Annotated in this window: 15 protein-coding genes; 6 read left to right on the top strand and 9 right to left on the bottom strand. The window is 67.7% G+C overall.

The genetic code is table 11. From position 1 onward, the window contains the following. Window positions 1–788: 788 nt before the first annotated feature. The 3 genes from GNX95_RS25090 to GNX95_RS25100 form a co-directional block, all read right to left on the bottom strand. Window positions 789–1,682 (bottom strand): carbohydrate ABC transporter permease, encoded by an 894-nt coding sequence (locus GNX95_RS25090; RefSeq protein WP_163509822.1) that lies wholly within the window; start codon window positions 1,680–1,682, stop codon window positions 789–791. Next, entirely contained in the window at window positions 1,679–2,638 is a 960-nt protein-coding gene (locus tag GNX95_RS25095; RefSeq protein WP_163509823.1) for a carbohydrate ABC transporter permease, read from the bottom strand. Before GNX95_RS25095 ends, GNX95_RS25090 begins: the two co-directional genes overlap by 4 nt. Window positions 2,639–2,718: 80 nt before the next feature. After that, window positions 2,719–4,017, bottom strand: coding sequence for an ABC transporter substrate-binding protein (locus GNX95_RS25100; RefSeq protein WP_163509824.1), 1,299 nt, complete (start codon window positions 4,015–4,017; stop codon window positions 2,719–2,721). 174 nt (window positions 4,018–4,191) lie between these two features. Here GNX95_RS25100 and GNX95_RS25105 point away from each other — a divergent pair, with 174 nt between their 5' ends. Genes GNX95_RS25105 through GNX95_RS25115 form a run of 3 tightly spaced genes read left to right on the top strand, consistent with a single transcriptional unit; the run spans window position 4,192 to window position 5,718 of the window. Next, on the top strand, window positions 4,192–4,617 hold the full coding sequence (locus GNX95_RS25105; RefSeq protein ID WP_222853870.1) for an acyl-CoA thioesterase: 426 nt from the start codon (window positions 4,192–4,194) through the stop codon (window positions 4,615–4,617). Continuing rightward, entirely contained in the window at window positions 4,614–5,246 is a 633-nt protein-coding gene (locus GNX95_RS25110; protein WP_163509825.1) for a DUF8185 domain-containing protein, read from the top strand. Before GNX95_RS25105 ends, GNX95_RS25110 begins: the two co-directional genes overlap by 4 nt. Before the next feature lie 19 nt (window positions 5,247–5,265). Continuing rightward, window positions 5,266–5,718, top strand: coding sequence for a YbjN domain-containing protein (locus GNX95_RS25115; protein WP_163509826.1), 453 nt, complete (start codon window positions 5,266–5,268; stop codon window positions 5,716–5,718). A gap of 599 nt (window positions 5,719–6,317) precedes the next feature. Here GNX95_RS25115 and GNX95_RS25120 read toward each other — a convergent pair. The 4 genes from GNX95_RS25120 to GNX95_RS25135 form a co-directional block, all read right to left on the bottom strand. After that, on the bottom strand, window positions 6,318–7,874 hold the full coding sequence (locus GNX95_RS25120) for a glycoside hydrolase family 13 protein (protein WP_246281724.1): 1,557 nt from the start codon (window positions 7,872–7,874) through the stop codon (window positions 6,318–6,320). A gap of 84 nt (window positions 7,875–7,958) precedes the next feature. After that, the gene (locus tag GNX95_RS25125; protein WP_163509827.1) at window positions 7,959–8,348 is read right to left on the bottom strand and encodes a globin; all 390 of its coding nucleotides are present in this window, start codon (window positions 8,346–8,348) and stop codon (window positions 7,959–7,961) included. Window positions 8,349–8,358: 10 nt separating this feature from the next. Then, on the bottom strand, window positions 8,359–9,624 hold the full coding sequence (locus tag GNX95_RS25130) for an MFS transporter (protein WP_163509828.1): 1,266 nt from the start codon (window positions 9,622–9,624) through the stop codon (window positions 8,359–8,361). Window positions 9,625–9,943: 319 nt separating this feature from the next. Continuing rightward, complete coding sequence (locus GNX95_RS25135; protein WP_222853871.1) at window positions 9,944–10,951, bottom strand: mechanosensitive ion channel family protein; 1,008 nt, start codon at window positions 10,949–10,951, stop codon at window positions 9,944–9,946. A gap of 317 nt (window positions 10,952–11,268) precedes the next feature. Here GNX95_RS25135 and GNX95_RS25140 point away from each other — a divergent pair, with 317 nt between their 5' ends. The 3 genes from GNX95_RS25140 to GNX95_RS25150 all read left to right on the top strand — a co-directional run bounded on the left by GNX95_RS25140 (window position 11,269) and on the right by GNX95_RS25150 (window position 15,613). Then, window positions 11,269–11,826: an HNH endonuclease gene (locus GNX95_RS25140; RefSeq protein WP_246281725.1), complete on the top strand. Its 558-nt coding sequence runs from the start codon at window positions 11,269–11,271 to the stop codon at window positions 11,824–11,826. Between the two features lie 471 nt (window positions 11,827–12,297). Continuing rightward, window positions 12,298–15,093: an ATP-binding protein gene (locus GNX95_RS25145; protein WP_163509830.1), complete on the top strand. Its 2,796-nt coding sequence runs from the start codon at window positions 12,298–12,300 to the stop codon at window positions 15,091–15,093. A 64-nt stretch (window positions 15,094–15,157) separates the two neighbouring features. Continuing rightward, window positions 15,158–15,613, top strand: coding sequence for a hypothetical protein (locus GNX95_RS25150; RefSeq protein ID WP_163509831.1), 456 nt, complete (start codon window positions 15,158–15,160; stop codon window positions 15,611–15,613). On the opposite strand, the gene GNX95_RS25155 is transcribed toward GNX95_RS25150, so the two are convergent. Together GNX95_RS25155 and GNX95_RS25160 are read right to left on the bottom strand one after the other, a co-directional pair. After that, on the bottom strand, window positions 15,594–16,136 hold the full coding sequence (locus tag GNX95_RS25155) for a dihydrofolate reductase family protein (protein WP_163509832.1): 543 nt from the start codon (window positions 16,134–16,136) through the stop codon (window positions 15,594–15,596). The genes GNX95_RS25150 and GNX95_RS25155 overlap by 20 nt on opposite strands. A gap of 70 nt (window positions 16,137–16,206) precedes the next feature. Continuing rightward, window positions 16,207–17,127, bottom strand: coding sequence for a vWA domain-containing protein (locus GNX95_RS25160; RefSeq protein ID WP_222853872.1), 921 nt, complete (start codon window positions 17,125–17,127; stop codon window positions 16,207–16,209). Window positions 17,128–17,159: the final 32 nt, after the last annotated feature.

The following is a 17,159-nucleotide window of genomic DNA, read 5'->3' on the forward strand; positions in this document are numbered from 1 at the left end:
CGGTAGATGGCAAGAAGGTCCACTACGTGGGATGCGGAAGCATGTGGAGCGCTAAATGTTCGGATTGTGAGGGTCGCGGATGGCGTGAATGTCGAGTTACTTGCGTTGGATGCAAGAAACAAGGCTTTCATGCTGCCGCGATCACCGGAGGCTGTGACGGGTGTGACTACTGAGGCTAGTAATGCTGTTGTGACTGCTCACCTGCGATAAATGTCCGTTTTGATGTCTTGCTAAACAAGTGTTACGCAGTCAGTCGCACCAGCACGATCGTTTGGCGTCCATCCCGACGGGTTGCTTCCCACACGTGACCTGGCTTGCTCGTTCTCCCCGTCGGCGGGCGCAGCCAACCACATTGTCGGAGGGGCCGCCGCCCTCCCAAACGCAACCACCCTCCCAAGCTCGGCGGCCCCTCCGACAATGTGGTTCCCTTCAGGGCGCCGACGGGGAGAACGAGCAAGCCCAGAGAACCCAGCCCCGCCCGCAAACCGCCGCCCGCACCCTCAATGCACACGATTGGCGGCCACGCGCCCCCTCCCTTGAGGTCGCCCTCCGCGCAGGAGCGCCCGCCGCGCAGGCGAAAAACCCAACCACCCACCCACGCAACAAACATGGAGACCCAACCACCCCCCCGACGCAACAAACAAGAGACGCAACCACCCATCCAACGCACCAAACATGAAACCCAACCACCCCCTGACGCACCAAACATGAAAACCAACCACCTTCCCCACGCAACACAACAAAAAGCCCGGCCACGCACACCACGCGACCGGGCCTTACACCCCCTCTTACTTCACTCCACCAGCTGTCAACCCAGCCACAATCCTCCGCTGAAAGAACAACACCATAATAACCAACGGAATCGTAACAATAACCCCCGCCGCCATCTGCGTCCCATACGGCGCGTCAAAATTGGTAGTCCCAGTAAACAACGCCACAATGACAGGAGCCGTCCGATACGCGGGATTATTTACCATGCTCAGCGCAATAATGTACTCATTCCACGCCGCGATGAACGCAATGATCGCAGTGGTGAAAACACCGGGCGCGGCGAGTGGCAGGATCACCTTTCGGAAGGCCTGGCCTGGTGTGCAGCCGTCGATCTGGGCGGCTTCCTCGAGTTCGTACGGCATCTGACGGAAAAACACCGTCAGGTTCCACACCGCGAGCGGCAGTGCGAAGGACATGCTTGGCAGGATCATCGCCTGGTAGGTGTTGATCCAGCCGATGTCGGTGAAAAGGTTGAACAACGGTACGACCACGGAGATGCCGGGAAACATCGAGGTGGCGATGATCAGGGCCAGCGCGACGCCCTTGAAGCGAAACTCCAGCCGCGCCAGTGCGTACGCGCACATGGTGCCGACGAGCAGCACCAGGATCGTGGTGATGCCGGCGACGATCACGCTGTTGAGCAGTGCGCGGGCAAAGCCGTTTCGCGGGTCGAAGGCGGCGCCGTAGTTTTCCAGCGAGAACGGGCGGGGGACCGGGAAGTTGTCGAACAGGTCGTTGGTGCGCCGCAAACTGGAGACGATCATCCAGTAAAACGGTGCCAGACAGTAAATGACGATGATGGCGATGCCGACATAGGGCAGGATGCTCGGCCAGCCGCCGGAGCCGGTTGCCTTGCTGCGCTTGGCAACCCTGGTGCGCGCCGGTGCCGGGACCTCGGTCGTGGTGGTCATGACTTCCTCCCCAGCCGCGTGCCGATCACGTCGGCGCCGAGCACCTTCACGAAGACGAATGCGGCGACCGCGATGTAGATGAACAGCATCGTGGAGATCGCGCCGGCCGCGCCGAAGCGTTGGCCCTTGATCGCCTCGTTGAACGCGAGGATCGACAACGTCTGCGTGTTGGCGTTGTCGCCGCCGGTCAGGACGTACGGCAGGTCGAACAACCGCAGCACGTCCAGCATCCGGAACAGGATGGCCACGATCAGCGCCGGTTTCACCAGTGGCAGCGTGATCCGCCAGAAGGTGTTCCACGCGTTGGATCCGTCGACCCTGGCCGCCTCGTAGACCTCGGCCGGGATGATCTGCAGGCCGGCGAGCACCAGCAGTCCGATGAAGGGCGCGGTTTTCCAGGTGTCGGCGATCAGCACCGCAAACCAGGCCTGCAGTCCCTCGGTCGTCCACAGCACCTTGGTGCCGATGATGCCGTTCGCGATGCCGTCGGCGGCGAAGATCCATTTCCACAGCAGAGCGGAAATCGCCGTGGGGATGGCCCACGGTACGAGGATCGACGCGCGCACCAGACCGCGGCCGCGGAAGGCTTTGTGCATGACCAGCGCCATTCCGACGCCGATCACCGTCTCGATCACGACACCGACGATGGTGAACGTCGTGGTGTTCAACAGCGAGTTGAGAAACGCCGCGCCGGTGTCACCGCGGAAGAGGTCGAGGAAGTTTTTCAACCCGACGAACGTGCTGCCGGACTGGACGAACCCGGTGGTCGGGTCGATGCCGGTGTTTTTCTGGTAGAACGCCAACCGCAGCGCGTCCAGCAGCGGATAGACGATGACCAACAACAGTACGAGAAAAGTGGGTGACACCAGGCCGGCGGCCAACCGGCCGACGCCCTGCCGCCGGTTGGCCCCTTTGCCGATCGCGGTCGCGGGGGGTGGTGCGGTGATCGTCGTCATTCGGACTAGCTCCCGACCTCGGATGTGCGGCCGGGGTCGCGGCGCCAGCTGGCGACCTCGCGACCCCGGCCAGGTTTTCCCTACTTGATCAGCGAAGACAGTTTCGTCTGCAGTTCCGCCAGTGCCTGGTCGGAGGTTTTCGTGCCGTTGAGCGCGTCGGTGGCGGCGGTCTGGATCGCCGTCGACACGTCCTGGTACTGCACCGCGGCCGGCCGCTTCTTGGCCTTCAGGATCGACTCCTTCAGCGTGGACAGGTACGGGAACTTCGCCTGCAGCTGCGGGTTGTCGTACAACGAGGCCCAGGTCGGCGCCTCGGAGGTCGCCGTCAGGTTGTCGTTCTCCTGCTGCTCACCGGTGATGAACTTGATGAACTCCAGCGCCGTCTTCTTGTTCTTGGTGAACTTGCTGATCGCCAGGTCGTGCCCACCGAGCGTGGAGACGCCGGGACCGTTGAGGCCCGGAATCGGGGCGATGGCGAACTTTCCGTTCACCTTCGACGATCCGTCCGCCGCGCTGAACTTCGCATAGGTGTACGGCCAGTTGCGCTCGAACACCAGGTTGCCTTCCTGGAAGGCGCGCCGCGACTCCTCTTCCTTGTAGGTCAACGCGGCTTTCGGGATATATCCCTGTTTGATGCCGTTGACCAGGAAATCGACGCCCTGCTTGGCGGCCGGCGTGTTCACGTCCGGCTTGCCCTGGTCGTTGAGGACGGTGCCGCCGGCCGAGTTGATGGCCTCGGAGAAGTTACAGGTCAGTCCCTCGTATTTGGCAAGCTGCCCGGCAAAACAGCCGATCGCCGGATGTTTTGCCTGCACTTTCTTGCAGGCCGCGGTCATCTCGGCCCAGGTCGACGGCGCAGAGGTGACGCCGGCCTCGGTCAACAGATCCTTGCGGTAGTAGAGCAGCGCACCGTCGGACGCACGCGGTACGGCGTACAACTTGTTGAAGTATTTGGCGGTTTCCACCGTTGGCGCCAGATACGACGACAGCGGGATCTGCGCCTCGGGCAGTTGCTCGATCCACTGGTTCGCGGCGAACTCGGCGACCCAGACCACGTCGACGTCCAGCACGCTGTACGTCGCCGACTTGGACGAGAAGTTCTGCACCATCTGCTGGCGCTGGCTGTCGGCGTCCTCCGGCAGCTCGATCAGCGTCACCTTCTGGTCGGGATGCAGCTTGTTCCACGCGTTGATCTGGTTTTGCCGGTTGCCGGAGGTGTCCTTGCCCTGCACCAGCGTGATCGGACCGGTGCCGGTCAGCTCGCCGGCGGTCCCTGACGTGCCGCCACCGCCACCGCCACCGCAGGCGGACAGGACGAGTGCCGCTGACACCGCCACCGCGACCGCGGCTGACGGCCCGAAGAGGCGTACTCGACGCATTACGAAGCTCCCTCTGTTGATGTGCGCGTGGCCGTAACTCATGTGGTGCAGGCCACGGTCCAGCTTTGCGCATTCAACACCATGAACATGTCGGCTGTCCGGTTGGTGACCGGTTTCTTTTGACCTGCCGAGTCGGATGGGCCCGGCGGCGCGGGTTGTGACAGCCTTGTCGACGTGCCGCGTCATACCTCCTATTGCCATATCCGCTGGTCCGATATGGACGCGTACGGACATGTCAACAATGCGCGTTATTTGACCCTGTTCGAGGAAGCCCGCACCGAACTGATCGCACGTGCGCCGGCCGAGGACGGGTTGTCCGGACTGATGACCGGCGTACTGGTCGCCCGGCACGAGATCGACTATCTCCGGCAGGTCGACTACGCCACCGAGCCGGTGCGCATCGACGTGTGGGTCGAGGAGGTCAAAAACGCCTCCTTCACGGTCGCGTACGAGCTCTACGACCGGGACAAGCCGGGACTGGTGGCCTGCCGCGCCAGGACGCTGTTGGTGCCGTACGACCTCACCGCGGGCCGCATCAGGCGGCTGTTGGCACAGGAGCAGGCCTGGCTGCGCGGCTGGCTGCCGGACGGACCCGCGTGACTGCGCGGCTGTCGGGTGCCCAGACGGCGGCCGGTTTCCTGATGCGGCTGCGCCGGCTCGACCCGGACGCGCTGGTGCGGATCCGGCGTACCGCGTCTGCGGTCGAGCTGTGCTCGCGGCTGCCGGTCGGTGTGCTGGCCGCCCTGTCCGTCACCGCCGAGCTGGACACGGCGACCGGCGACGAACCGGTGGTGGCTGCTGACGCGATCCTGCGGTCGCTGGCCGCCGACGAGCCGTCGATCGCCCTCTCGCCGCGGCGGGACGCCGAGTGGATCGGAGCCATGCCGTCCGGCGACTTCGTAGGCCTGGACGCCGTGCCGGCCGAGGTGCTGACCCGGCTGGCCGAGGCGGGCGCGCGTACGTTCAAACAGGCCGCCGCCGGACGCAGCGCCAAGGCCGCGCGTACGCTCACCGACGCCGTCCTGGACCATGTCGCGCTGACCGTGTCCGGTGACGCCGGCCAGCCGACCGTGGAGGTCACGCAGCGGCTGGTGCAGGGAATGGCGGCGACCGGCCTGATCGCCGGCGCGGCGGTCGAGGTCGAGGTGCGCGAACCGTGGTTGCGGCTGCGGTCGCCGCTGGGCTCGGTCTACCTGCGCCGCGGTCCGTCGATCGATCTCCTTGTGTAGGGGTATTACCGTCGGATGAATGCGAGTCGATCCGCTGGAGGCGCGGCCGGTCACCCTCGGCCGGGTCCGGCAGTCGCTCGACCGGCTCGGCCACGACTCCACCGTTGACGGCACGCGCCGGCTGGTGATCCCCGGACAGCGGGCCTCGCTCTGGTTCACCCTCACCGGCGGCCAGCCGACCGACTCCGAGCCGGCCATGCTGTCCGCGCAGGTGGTGGCACACACGCGCGTACCGGTCGCGTGGGAGCAGCGCGCGCTGACCGCCGCCAACGAGTGGAACAACACACGCCGCCTGCTCCGCTGCTGCATCGGCGACGCGTGCGACGACCTGACGCTGCCGATCACCGCCGACATGTACGTGCCGCTCGGTCCCGGCGTACACGACGCGCTGCTGGACGAGCTGATGGAATACGTCGCGGTGTCAGCGCAGGCCTGGGTCACCTGGCTGCACGACGACGCGATGCTGATCTAGCTTCCGGGTCGCCAGGCCCGACATGTCCGTTTTGTATATCATGATCAACATGTATTACGCAGAATAATTGCCTCTCCTGCATTGTGCGTCACATGAGTCACACCAGTAACAGCTCGGCGGTGGGTGTGGTGTTCGCATGGACCCCTTACGTGCGTCAGACGCACGCAGGGAGGCCCTGCCACCACAAGACAAACGGACAAGACGGGCGTTTAGTGGTACAGCAAGATCATTTAGCGTCCGCTGCGGGTTGCTTCCAATGTGGCCAAACCCAGCCGACCGCAAACGCGCAGCCGCACCCTGGCGCAAGCAGACGCCATCGAGGCGTCCCCTCCCTTGAGGTCGCCCGCCGCGCAGGCGAAAACCAACCACCCATCTACGCAACAAACATGAGGACCCAGCCACCCACCCAACGCAACATAAGGAAGACGCAACCATCCCTCAACGCGACATACATAAAGACCCAACCACCCACAGAAACCCCAACCACCACAACAAAGGGGGATGCAACCACCTCCCGATCGCGACACGACGCCCCGCAAGAAATCGGTTGGATTCAGGCTAGACGCACGGAAAGGGGCGTTCCGAAAACTCGGCGACGGTTAGGTGAGCCAGGCGGTGGCGTCGCCGGGGAGATCACCTGTCACCGGGACGCTGGACAGGACGACCTCACCGGGCGGCAGCGGTACGGGCTTGTTGGTCACGTTGACCACGCAGGTCAGGCCGCCGTCGCGGCGAAAGGCCAGGCAGCCGGCCGGCGCGTCCAGCCAGGTCAGGTCACCGGACAGCCCGGGATGCTTGCCGCGCAGCTCCAGCGCCGCGCGATAAAGCGACAGCATCGAGCTGGCGTCGAGGCGTTGTACGTCGGCGGCCAGCGGCGACCAGCCGGCCGGCATCGGCAGCCAGGTGTCCACCTCCGGCGGCGAGAAGCCGTACGGTGGCTCGCCGGCGCTCCAGGGGAGAGGGATGCGGCAGTTGTCGCGGCCGCGTTCGACGTGGCCGGAGCGTTCCCAGGTCGGGTCGGTGAGCGCCTCGTCCGGCGGCTCGACGCTCGGCAGGCCGAGCTCGTCGCCGTTGTAGACGAAGGCGATGCCGGGCAAGGCCAGCTGGAGCAGCGCGGCGGCACGCGCACGCCGCTGGCCGACCAGGCCGTCGCCGAACCGGCTGACGTGCCGCTTCACGTCGTGGTTGGACCACACCCAACAGGTCGGTGTGCCGGTGCCGCGTACGGTCTCCAGCGACTGCTCGATCGCCTCGGTCAGCTCGTCGGCGCGCCAACGCGCCTCGGTGAGCCGGAAGTTGAAGGCGAAATGCAGCTCGTCCGGTCGTACGTACAACCGCAGCCGCTCGTTGTCGCGGACCCACACCTCGCCGACCGCCATCCGGTCCGGATACTCGTCCAGCACCGAGCGGATCAGCCGGTGTACGTCGTGCACGCCGTCGTTGTCGAAGCGCGGGTCGTCGTCCTCGCTGCGCAGCAGGTGGACGCCTTCGGTGTGCATGTCCGGCAGGCCGGCCGGCTTGGCCAGGCCGTGCGCCACGTCGACGCGGAAGCCATCGACGCCGCGGTCGAGCCAGAATCGCAGCGTACGCGCCAAATCCTCGGCAACCTCCGGGTTGTCCCAGTTGAGGTCCGGCTGTTCCGGCGCGAACAGGTGCAGATACCACTGCCCGTCCGGCACGCGGGTCCACGCCGGCCCGCCGAAGATGCTCGGCCAGTTGTTCGGCGGCTCGCTTCCGTCCGGCCCGTGACCGTCGACGAAGTGATAGCGCGCCCGCGCGGCACTGCCTGGCGGCGACGCCAGCGCCTCGACGAACCACGGATGCTGGCTGGAGGTGTGGTTGGGTACGACGTCGATCGTCACCTTGATGCCGACGTCGTGCGCCGCCGCGAGCAGCCGGTCGAAGGCGGCGAGATCGCCGAAGATCGGGTCGACGTCACGCGGATCGGCCACGTCGTAGCCGTGGTCGACCATCGGCGAGGTGAAGAAGGGCGTCAGCCAGAGCGCGTCGACGCCGAGCGCGACGAGGTGGTCGAGCCGGCCGCGGATGCCGTCCAGGTCGCCGACGCCGTCACCGTTCGCGTCGGCGTAGCTGCGCACGTACACCTGGTAGAAGACCGCGTCACGCCACCAGTCGGCCACCGGTACCAACTCCAACAGAATCGTTCCAGTCAACGGATGCCCGTCATGGTGCCAGACCGGAAGCCGATTCTCCTAACCGATCGTTAACCTCACGGCCACCTACTCGAAGGTGTTGACCATGGAGAAGGCGGCGCGCTGCAGGTAGTCCCACAGGATCGCGTCGTGCTCGGCCGGCAGGTTCAACGTGTCGACGGCGTCGCGCATGTGCCTCAGCCACGCGTCGCGCGCCACCGGGTCGACCTTGTACGGCGCGTGCCGCATCCGCAGTCGTGGGTGACCGCGCTGCTGCGAGTACGTCGTCGGGCCACCCCAGTATTGCTCCAGGAACAGCCGCAGCCGGTCAGCCGCCGGACCGAGGTCCTCCTCCGGATAGAGCGGCCGGAGCACCTCGTCGTCGGCGACGCCGGCGTAGAACGCGTCGACCAGCTTCACGAACGTCTCGTGACCGCCGACCGCCTCGTAGAAAGTCGTCGTTTGTTCCTGTTCCACGGCGACAAGCCTATGCCGAGACCTTCCGGGCCGGTCCGGTCGCCGGATGCTCCATCGCCTCGTCCTGCTGTTGCGTGCTCGGCCAGCCGGCCGCGAGCAGCAGGATCGACAGCAGGCAGGCCGCGCCGCACAGCGCGACGACGTACGGGGGCAGCAGCACAGCGGCGAGCGCGCCGGCCAGCAGCACACCAACGCCCTGGCTGATCTGCAGGCCGGAGTTGGCCACGCCGAACGCGCGGCCGCGGAACTCCGGCGCCACCGCGCGCACGTAGTTGGCGTTGACGACCGTCATGCAGGCCAGGCCGACGCCGGACAGGCCGTAGAGCAGCGTCACCACCGGCAGCGGCGGGTCCAGCGCGATCGGTACGAGCACCGCGCCGGCCCAGACCGACAGCGGGATCACCAGCTTCTGCCGCAGCGCCGGCCGGATGAACCGGCCGAGCACCAGAGCGCCGACCGCCTGGCCGATCGGGATGGCCGCGAGCAGGATGCCGACGACCTGCGGGCCGCCGTGCAGATGTGCCGCGTACGGCGCCGACAGGCCTTCGGAGGCGTAGACGAAACCGCTGGTGACGAAGGCGAGGATCAGATACGGCCGCAGGACGCGGTGACCGAGCACCAGGCGGATGCCGTCGCCGGTCTCGGCCAGCAGCGACCGGCGTACGGCCGGCCGCGCCGGCGCGTCACGCTTGTGGACCCAGATCCGGATGGCGATCGCGGACAGCGCGAACGTCACCGCGTCGACGATCAGCGCGCCTTGCGGGTGCAGCACGGTGACCAGCGCGCCGGCGATCAGGAAGCCGGCCACCTGGGTGGTCTGCCGCAGCACCTGCTGCAGCGCGTTGGCCAGCACGTACGGGTCGCCGGGGATGGCCACCGGCATGAGCGCCGAGCGGGCCGCCTCGAACGGCGGCTGGAACAGCGCGGAGACGAACAGCAGGGCGAGCAGCACGGGCAGTGGCACGCCGGGGATGGCGAGCAGGCCGACCATCGCGGCGCGTACCAGGTCGCAGGTCACCATGGTGGCGCGCCACGGCAGCCGGTCGGCCAGCGCGGCCAGCACCGGGCCGCCGAAGACCCACGGCAGGTAGCCGATCGCGAAGGTGGCGGCGGCGTAGACGGTGTTGTTGGTCTGGTTCCACACCAGGACCGTCAGCGCAACGGTGGCGAGCAGGTCGCCGACCAGCGACAACACGAGCGTACCGAGCAGCACCCGGGCCTCGACCAGAGCGAAGACCTGGCGGTAAGTCGCCGGACGCGCGTCGGTCGCCGCCAAGGACTTCACCTCCCCGTCACGACGCGTATTCGCGCCGTAGCCCATAGTTTGCACGATTCCGGGTGATTGCGACAGGACCCGTGGTATTCAACATCTTCTGGACGTTCGGGGTCTATCCAGGGTCGGTGTGAATCGTTACTTCCCATCCGCTATGGGACCGACCGCACCAACTCCGTCGAGGCGACGAACCTGTCCATTCTCCCTCTCTCCGGCACACGTACGGGGAAGACCCCTGGTTCATTGCCTGTAGGGGCCAACCGATGTTGCCGGACACTTTCGGATCCGGACAACCGTTCGTCACGCGGCGTTCCGAAAAAAGTCAGCGAGACTGGGTGCTGGTGCCGTCCGGCGCGCGTACGTAGAGCTGGCCGCTGAGCGCGGAGGTGATGCCGGCGTCCTCCAGTTCGTCGGAGAGCCGGCGGCGCAGTTCGCGGCCGACCCGCCACTGTCCGTCGGTGGTGGTCTTCACCGTGACGCGTACGGTCAGGCCGAGGTTGGTGATCTGCTCGACGCCGAGGATCTCCGGCCGCTCCAGCAGGTCGGAGCTGAACTGTTCGTCGTCGGCCAGGCCGTTGGCGGCTCTGGTGATGACCTCGGTGGCCTGCAGGAGCTGTGTTCCGTACGGCAGCGGCACGTCGATGACGACGACGGCCCAGCCCTGGCTGCGGTTGCCGACGCGGAGGATCTCGCCGTTGCGGACGTACCAGACCGTCCCCTGCACGTCGCGCAGCCGCGTACAGCGCAGGCCGACGGCCTCGACCGTGCCGGAGGCCTCGCCGAGGTCGACGATGTCGCCGACGCCGTACTGGTCCTCCAGGATCATGAACATGCCGGACAGGAAGTCGCGTACCAGCGTCTGCGCGCCGAAACCGAGCGCGACGCCGGCGATGCCGGCACTGGCCAGCAGCGGCGCGAGGTTGATGCCGAGCTCGCCGAGGATCATCAGCGCGGCGATGGCGCCGATGATCACCGAGGTGAGGCTGCCGAGCACCGAGCCGATCGTCTCGGCGCGCTGCCGTCGCCGCTCGGAGGCGAGGCCCGCGGCGGCGAGCGCGGCCGGGATGTGCTCGCTGAGCGGCCGCAGGATGACCGGCAGCTTGCCTTCGGAGCTGGTGCGCACCATCCGCCTGATCAGCCGGCGGACGACCCAGTGGACGATCACCGCGAGGATGACGATCAGCAGGATCTTCAGTGGTGTGGCGACGAAGTACTCGGACGCGGCGGCCAGCCAGCCGACGCCGGTCGCCTGCCACACCGACTGGCAGATCGAGCCGCCGTCGGCCGCGCAGGCCGGCTGAGCGGACAGCAGCCGGAGCAGCGATTCCATCGGTTCCCTTGTTCGGTGGCGGATGTGCCTACCCTTCCTTCGTACCCGGCCGCGCCGCCGGCTGGCCAACCACCCCGGGCGTGACGTGAACTTCGTCGCGGCGGCTTGTCCGGATCCTGGTGGACGGCGACTCCGAAGGCGATTTGAGTGGTTATATGGCATGGTGTCCGGAGGGTGAGCGTACGGTGCAACCGGGACCTTCTGTGAAAAAGCCGTTTCGCGCTCGCCAGCGGGCCGATCGTGAGCCAGGATGTTGTCACGACCCTGGTTCTTCGCGTATCGCGAACCGTGGTATCGAGCCCTCGAAGGAGGTGCGCGTGGCCGGATCCGGATCGGCGTTGGTACTCAACGCCACGTACGAACCGCTGTGCGTGGTGCCAGCGCGCCGCGCGGTAGTGCTGATACTCACCGAAAAAGCCGTCTCCGTCGAGGATGGAGACGGCTTTTTGCATTCTGCGACCCGTTCGTTCGCAGCACCCGTGGTGGTCCGGCTGACCAAGTTCGTCAAGGTGCCGTTCCGCGCCACCGTGTCCCTCACCCGAAGAGCCGTCTTCGCGCGCGACGGCGGTCGCTGCGTCTACTGCGGCAAGGCTGCGACGACGATCGACCACGTCGTACCCCGCAGCCGCGGCGGCGCCCACACCTGGGAAAACGTCGTCGCCGCCTGCGGCCGCTGCAACCACGTCAAGGCCGACCGCACCCTCGCCGAACTAGGCTGGCGCCTGCACCGCCGACCGCTGGCACCAAGCGGCCCGGTCTGGCGAGTGCTCGGCCACCGTACGCCCGACCCGGCCTGGAACACCTGGCTCGGCATCGCCGAGGACCTCCCGGCCGCGACTTTCCCTGCCGCTTTCCCGGATTCGATGACCGCTTGAGCGGCCCCGCCGAGAGAGGCGATTGAGCCGCCTCACCCGCATCGACAGTCACACCAGTGACACCTTGGCAGCCGCTCAATGTTCGCAAGGCCCCCATGCGTGCGTCAGACGCACGCATGGAGGCCCTGCTACCAAAACACAAACCGGCAAGACGGACATGTAGCGCTACAGGAAGATCGTTTGGCGTCCATACCGACGGGTTGCTTCCCATACGTGACCTGGCTTGCTCGTTCTCCCCGTCGGCGGGCGCAGCCAACCACATTTTCGGGGTAAGCCGCCGCCCAACAAGCGCAACCACCCACCCACGCAACAACCAGAAAACGCAACCACTCACCCACCGCAACAACCAGAAAACGCCGCCACTCCACCCACCGCCCCAACCACCCCCCGCCACAAACTCGCACCACCTCTCACCGCACCACCTCTCACCGCACTCATCACCACCTCCCAACCGCCGCTACGCTCCGCAGAATGCGGACCCGATTCATCGGACGTGCCGGACTGGTGGCCGAGTTCGGCGACCGCTTGACCGACCTACGCGCCGGTCACGGCGCGGCCATCCTGCTGGGCGGCGAGCCTGGGATCGGCAAGAGCTCCCTCGTCGACGAGTACGTGCGCATCGCCGAAAGCGACGGCGTGCCGGTGCTGTACGGCCGCGCGGTCGAGGATTCCGGTGCGCCGCCGTACTGGCCGTGGACCGGCCTGCTCGAGCGCGCTGCTTCTCCGGAGCTGACACCGGACCTGCTGACAGCCGACGACACCGCCGACGACAGTCCAGCCACCCGCCAGCGGGCGCGGTTCGACGTGTGGCGGCGTACGACCGCCGCGCTCGCGAAAGCAGCCAACTCACGTGGTCTGGTGGTGGTGATCGACGACCTCCACTGGGCCGACGAGCTGTCGTTGTTGCTGGTCAGGCACATCTGCGCGGACATCGACCGGATGCCGCTGCTGTTCGTCGGCGCTTATCGCGACCGCGATCTCGGCGCGCCGCTCGTGCTGCCGCGGTCGCTGGCGGAGATCGTGGCGATGCCGGCGGCGTACGCGACAGACCTGGAGCCGTTGGCGGCCGACGATGTCGCGGCGTACGTCCGAAACGTCGCCGGCGCGCCGGTCGCTGACGCCTGGATCCGGCGCATCCACGCGCGCACCGGCGGCAACGCGCTGTTCGTCCGCGAGCTCACCAGGCTGCTCGTCCAGCGTGGCGCGCTGGCGGGTCCGGTCGCCGATCCGCCGCTGCCGGCCGAGCTGCGCCGGCTGCTCGCATACCAGCTTGGCCGGCTGACACCGGCCTGCCGCGAGCTGGTGGACGCGTGCGCGGTGATTGGCGACGAGGTCGATCCGGCGCTGCTGGACGTGCTCCTCGACGGTCCGGCCGCGATCAGCGAGGCGGTGGCGGCCGGCGTGCTGGTCGAGGCGGACGACGGCGTCGGCCAGCCGCGGTTCTCGCACTCGCTGCTGCGTGAGGTCGCGTACGCGGAGCTGCCGCACGACCGCCGTGTCGGCTGGCACGCTCGGCTCGCCGCGCACCTCGATCGCGCGGCCGCGGTCGACAGCACGCGGCTTGGCGAGCGCGCGAGCCACTGGGTCCGCGCGGTGACCGGCGCGGAGTCGGCGCGTTCCGCGCTGGCCGCCTGCCGGGACGCGGCCGCGCACGCCGTGACGCGGCTGGCGTTCGACGACGCGGCCAGGTGGTACGCGGCCGCACTCGGCCTGATTCCGACCGCCGGCGGCGGTGACCAGACCAGGGCTCGGCTCCTGCTGGACCTCGCCGCGGTGGACTACTGGTCCGGCCAGGTGACCAGCGCGTTGGACCGCTGCGTCGAGGCGATGGAGCTGGCCGAGCGCCTCGCCGACGGCTCGGTCGCCGCCGCGGCCGCGGTGCAGGTCCAAGGCATCGGCGGCGACCCCAACCGTACGATCGCCTCTCTGTGCGAGCGCGCGCGTGCGCTGCTGAGCAAGGCCGATGGTGCGCTGTACGCGCGCGTACTCGCCGCTCACTCGCGCGCGCTTGGTGAGCTCGCCGAGTTCGACGCGGCAGAGGAGCTGAGCCGCGAGGCGTTGCTGGTCGCGGAACAGTCCGCCGAGCCGACCGCGATGGCCGAGGCGATGCACGCGCGGCACCAGCTGATCATGGGTCCGGACGGCGTCGCCGAGCGGCTCGCGCTCGGTGCGCGGCTGCGTGACCTGGCCGGACAGCCGGGTGACGCGCTCTGGGGTCATCTGTGGCGGCTGACCGCGGCGTTCGAGGTCGGCACGATGCCGGCCGTCGACAGCGAGATCGCGTCACTGGCGGCGCTCGTCGATCGGTACGGCTGGCCGCTGGCGCGGTGGCACATGCTCCGCGCACAGGCATCGCGTCACCTGCTGGTCGGCCACTTCGCCGAGGCTGAGGAGCTGACCGTACGCGCGCGTGACTCCGTCGCCGGCACGCAGGACCGGACGGCGACGGCGCTCTTCCTGTCGTTCGCGTCGACGCTGGCGCGGCTGACCGGCCGGTTCGGCCGGCATGGCGTGGAGGAGGCGGCCGAATCGGTGCCGCCGGTGCCGGTGATCATGGCCGGTCTGGCGCACTATTTCCTGGTGGCTGGCGACTTGGACCGCGCCATGTCCTTCTATCGAGTCGTACGTCCGCACCTGCCGTCGCTGCGCAAGGACGTGGCCTTCCTGGCGGTGCTCAACGGCGTCTCGGCAGTGGCCGTCGCCACCGGCGACCTGGCGGCCGCCGAGGAATGCTATGAGCACCTGTTGCCGTACGGCACGGTCTACAACAACGCCGTCCAGGGTTGCGCCGGATCGGTCTCGCGACCGCTCGGCATGCTGGCGGCGGCGCTCGGCAAGGCGGAGGCCGCCGACCGGCACCTGACCGACGCGGTCGCGATGGAGCGGCGGATCGGCGCTGTGCCGTTCCTCGCGCTCGCGCAGCTGGAACACGCGAAAGTCCTGGCCAGCCAAGGCACGCGCGGCGGCGAGCGGGCGCGGGAGCTGCTGGAGTCGTGCCTACGCGTGGCCCGTCGGCTGGGCATGGCGCCGACGGTGGAGGCTGCCACGGCGCTGCAGGAGCGGCTGACCGCCGGGCCGCCGCTGACCCGCCGCGAGCGCGAGATCGCCCAGCTGATCGCCGACGGCCTGTCCAACCGGCAGATCGCCGAACGGTTCGTGCTGTCCGAGCGTACGGTCGAAACGCACGTCCGCAGCGTGTTGTCCAAGCTCCAGCTCGGCAACCGTACGCACGTCGCCGCCTGGGTCGCGCGCGGCGGCCTGCGATAGCTGCGTGCCGCGGTTGCGTGCTGACACTGACGCGCTGTCGACCGCGGGCTGCGATCGTACGACCATGCATGCACGTGTCCAGGTGAGCCGCGACGCGACGGTCGGCGATTACCTCTTCGAGCAGATCGGCGACGGCCGCCGGATGACGGTCAGCCTGCTGGCCGCCGCCGATGGCGATGTTTTCGAGGTGCGGCAGGACATCCACGGCTCGGCGTCGCCGGCGCGCGTGATGTCCGCCGGATATTTCGACGGTCCGCTCAGTCCCGTACGGATCGCCGCCGAGGACGAGGCCGCCGCGCAGGCCGCGGCCGTCGTCGCGACTTTTCCTGGTTTCGTCCGCACACTGCGGCTGTGGCAGCCGGTCTCGCGCGGCTTGGTGGTGCTCACCATGTGCCGGTCGATCGACGGCCTGGAGGCGCTGCGCCGAGCCGTGGACGCGTTGCCTGACCGCGATCCGGTGCTGTTGCCGGGACCTGACCGCAGTGAGATCTATCGCGTCGTCACTCTGGCACGTACGTAGCGACAATCGTGCCGTTCTTCAGAGATGTCGTGCGCACCAACCGCAAATCGACCTCGGCCGGATCGACCTCGGAGAAGAGCCGGCGACCTTTTCCCACGATCACTGGCAGATAGAGAAACTCGTACTCGTCGACCAAGCCGTGCCGGACGAGCGTGCGGTCGAGCTGGCTGGTGCCGTATTTGATCAGGTCCCTGCCCGGCTGGCTCTTCAGCTTGCGGATCTCCTCGACCGGATCGCCGGCCAGCAGCGTCGCGTTCCAGGTGGTTTCCCGCAATGTCGTGGAAACGACGTGTTTGGGCATGGCGTTGATCGTGTCGATGTACGGATCGCCGTGCAGCTGTCCCCAGCTCCCGGCGAACTTCTCGTACGCGCCGCGGCCGAGCACGAAAGCGTCGCAGTGAGCCAGCTTGGCCATGGAATACTCACGGCTCTCCTCATCGAAATGCTCGCCGACCCATTCCCACGGTGCTTCCACCACGCCGTCCATCGACACCAGCGTCGACTCGATCAACCTGCGCGTCATCGCGTTCTCCTTCAGCGTCACCGACAGTCCGCCAATGCAGACCGGGCAACCCACCGAAAGGAATCGGTGGTCAGGCGAGTACGGACGACACGGCGGCCGGAGCGTCATGCGGCGTCGACAAAACGGCATATCGGCCACCGCCGGCGGCGGCCAAAGCACGGCAGGTCTGTTCACCGACCGCCTCCTCACCAGAAGGCGGTGTGAGAGCGAGGACATGCAGGCGTACGCCCAAAGACCGCGCCGTGCCGGCGATCGGCACCGGATCGGCGCCTTCGGTGCGTACGCCGTCGGTCAGCAGCAAAACCTCGCGGCGCGCGGCTCGCGCGATGCGCGCTTGGTCAAAGGCCGCCCGCAGAGCCAACGCGAGGTCGGTCGTGCCGCCACCACGTAAATCCGCCAGCTTCTCGACCAGCGACGCGACCGACGCGGCTGGCGCCATCGGCTGCAAAACCACGGCACGGGACCAAAAAGCGAGCACCGCAAGCTCGGCCGCACCGACCCGGTGGCACAGCGCGCCGGCGGTCAGCACGGCGGTCGCCAGCCGCTCGCCGGCGACCGAGCCGGACGAGTCGACGACCAGCAGATAGGCCGACGAACTCCGTTTCCAGCCACGGAAAACCAGGTCGTCCAGCTGCGGCCGGTGGATGCCGGTGAGCCGGTTGAGCGTCACGTCCAGGTCGAGGTCGGCGCCGGCGTACGGGTCGGTCAGCAGTCCGAGCTGGGGCCGGCCGAGTCCACGCGGTGCCGCCACGCCGGCCGGACGCAGCGCCAGGCGAGTGGCCAGAAGCCGTGCCTTGGCACGTAAATCTCGGTCGTGGGCCCGAGTCAGGTCGGCCAGCAAAGCCAAACCCTCGGCCGGATCCAGGCCCGACAGCGCGTTTTCGTCCAGCACACCGGCTTCCGGCGACACCGTCGACAGGTCGGCATGGCGATGCGCCAGCTCCGACCGGCCGACCGTACGCGATGCCTGTGACCGCAACAGCGACGACACCGCGCCCGGATCGCTGATGACCGGCCCGGCGT

Origin of the sequence: Fodinicola acaciae (genome assembly GCF_010993745.1) — a bacterium.
In the GTDB taxonomy this organism is placed as follows: domain Bacteria; phylum Actinomycetota; class Actinomycetes; order Mycobacteriales; family HKI-0501; genus Fodinicola; species Fodinicola acaciae.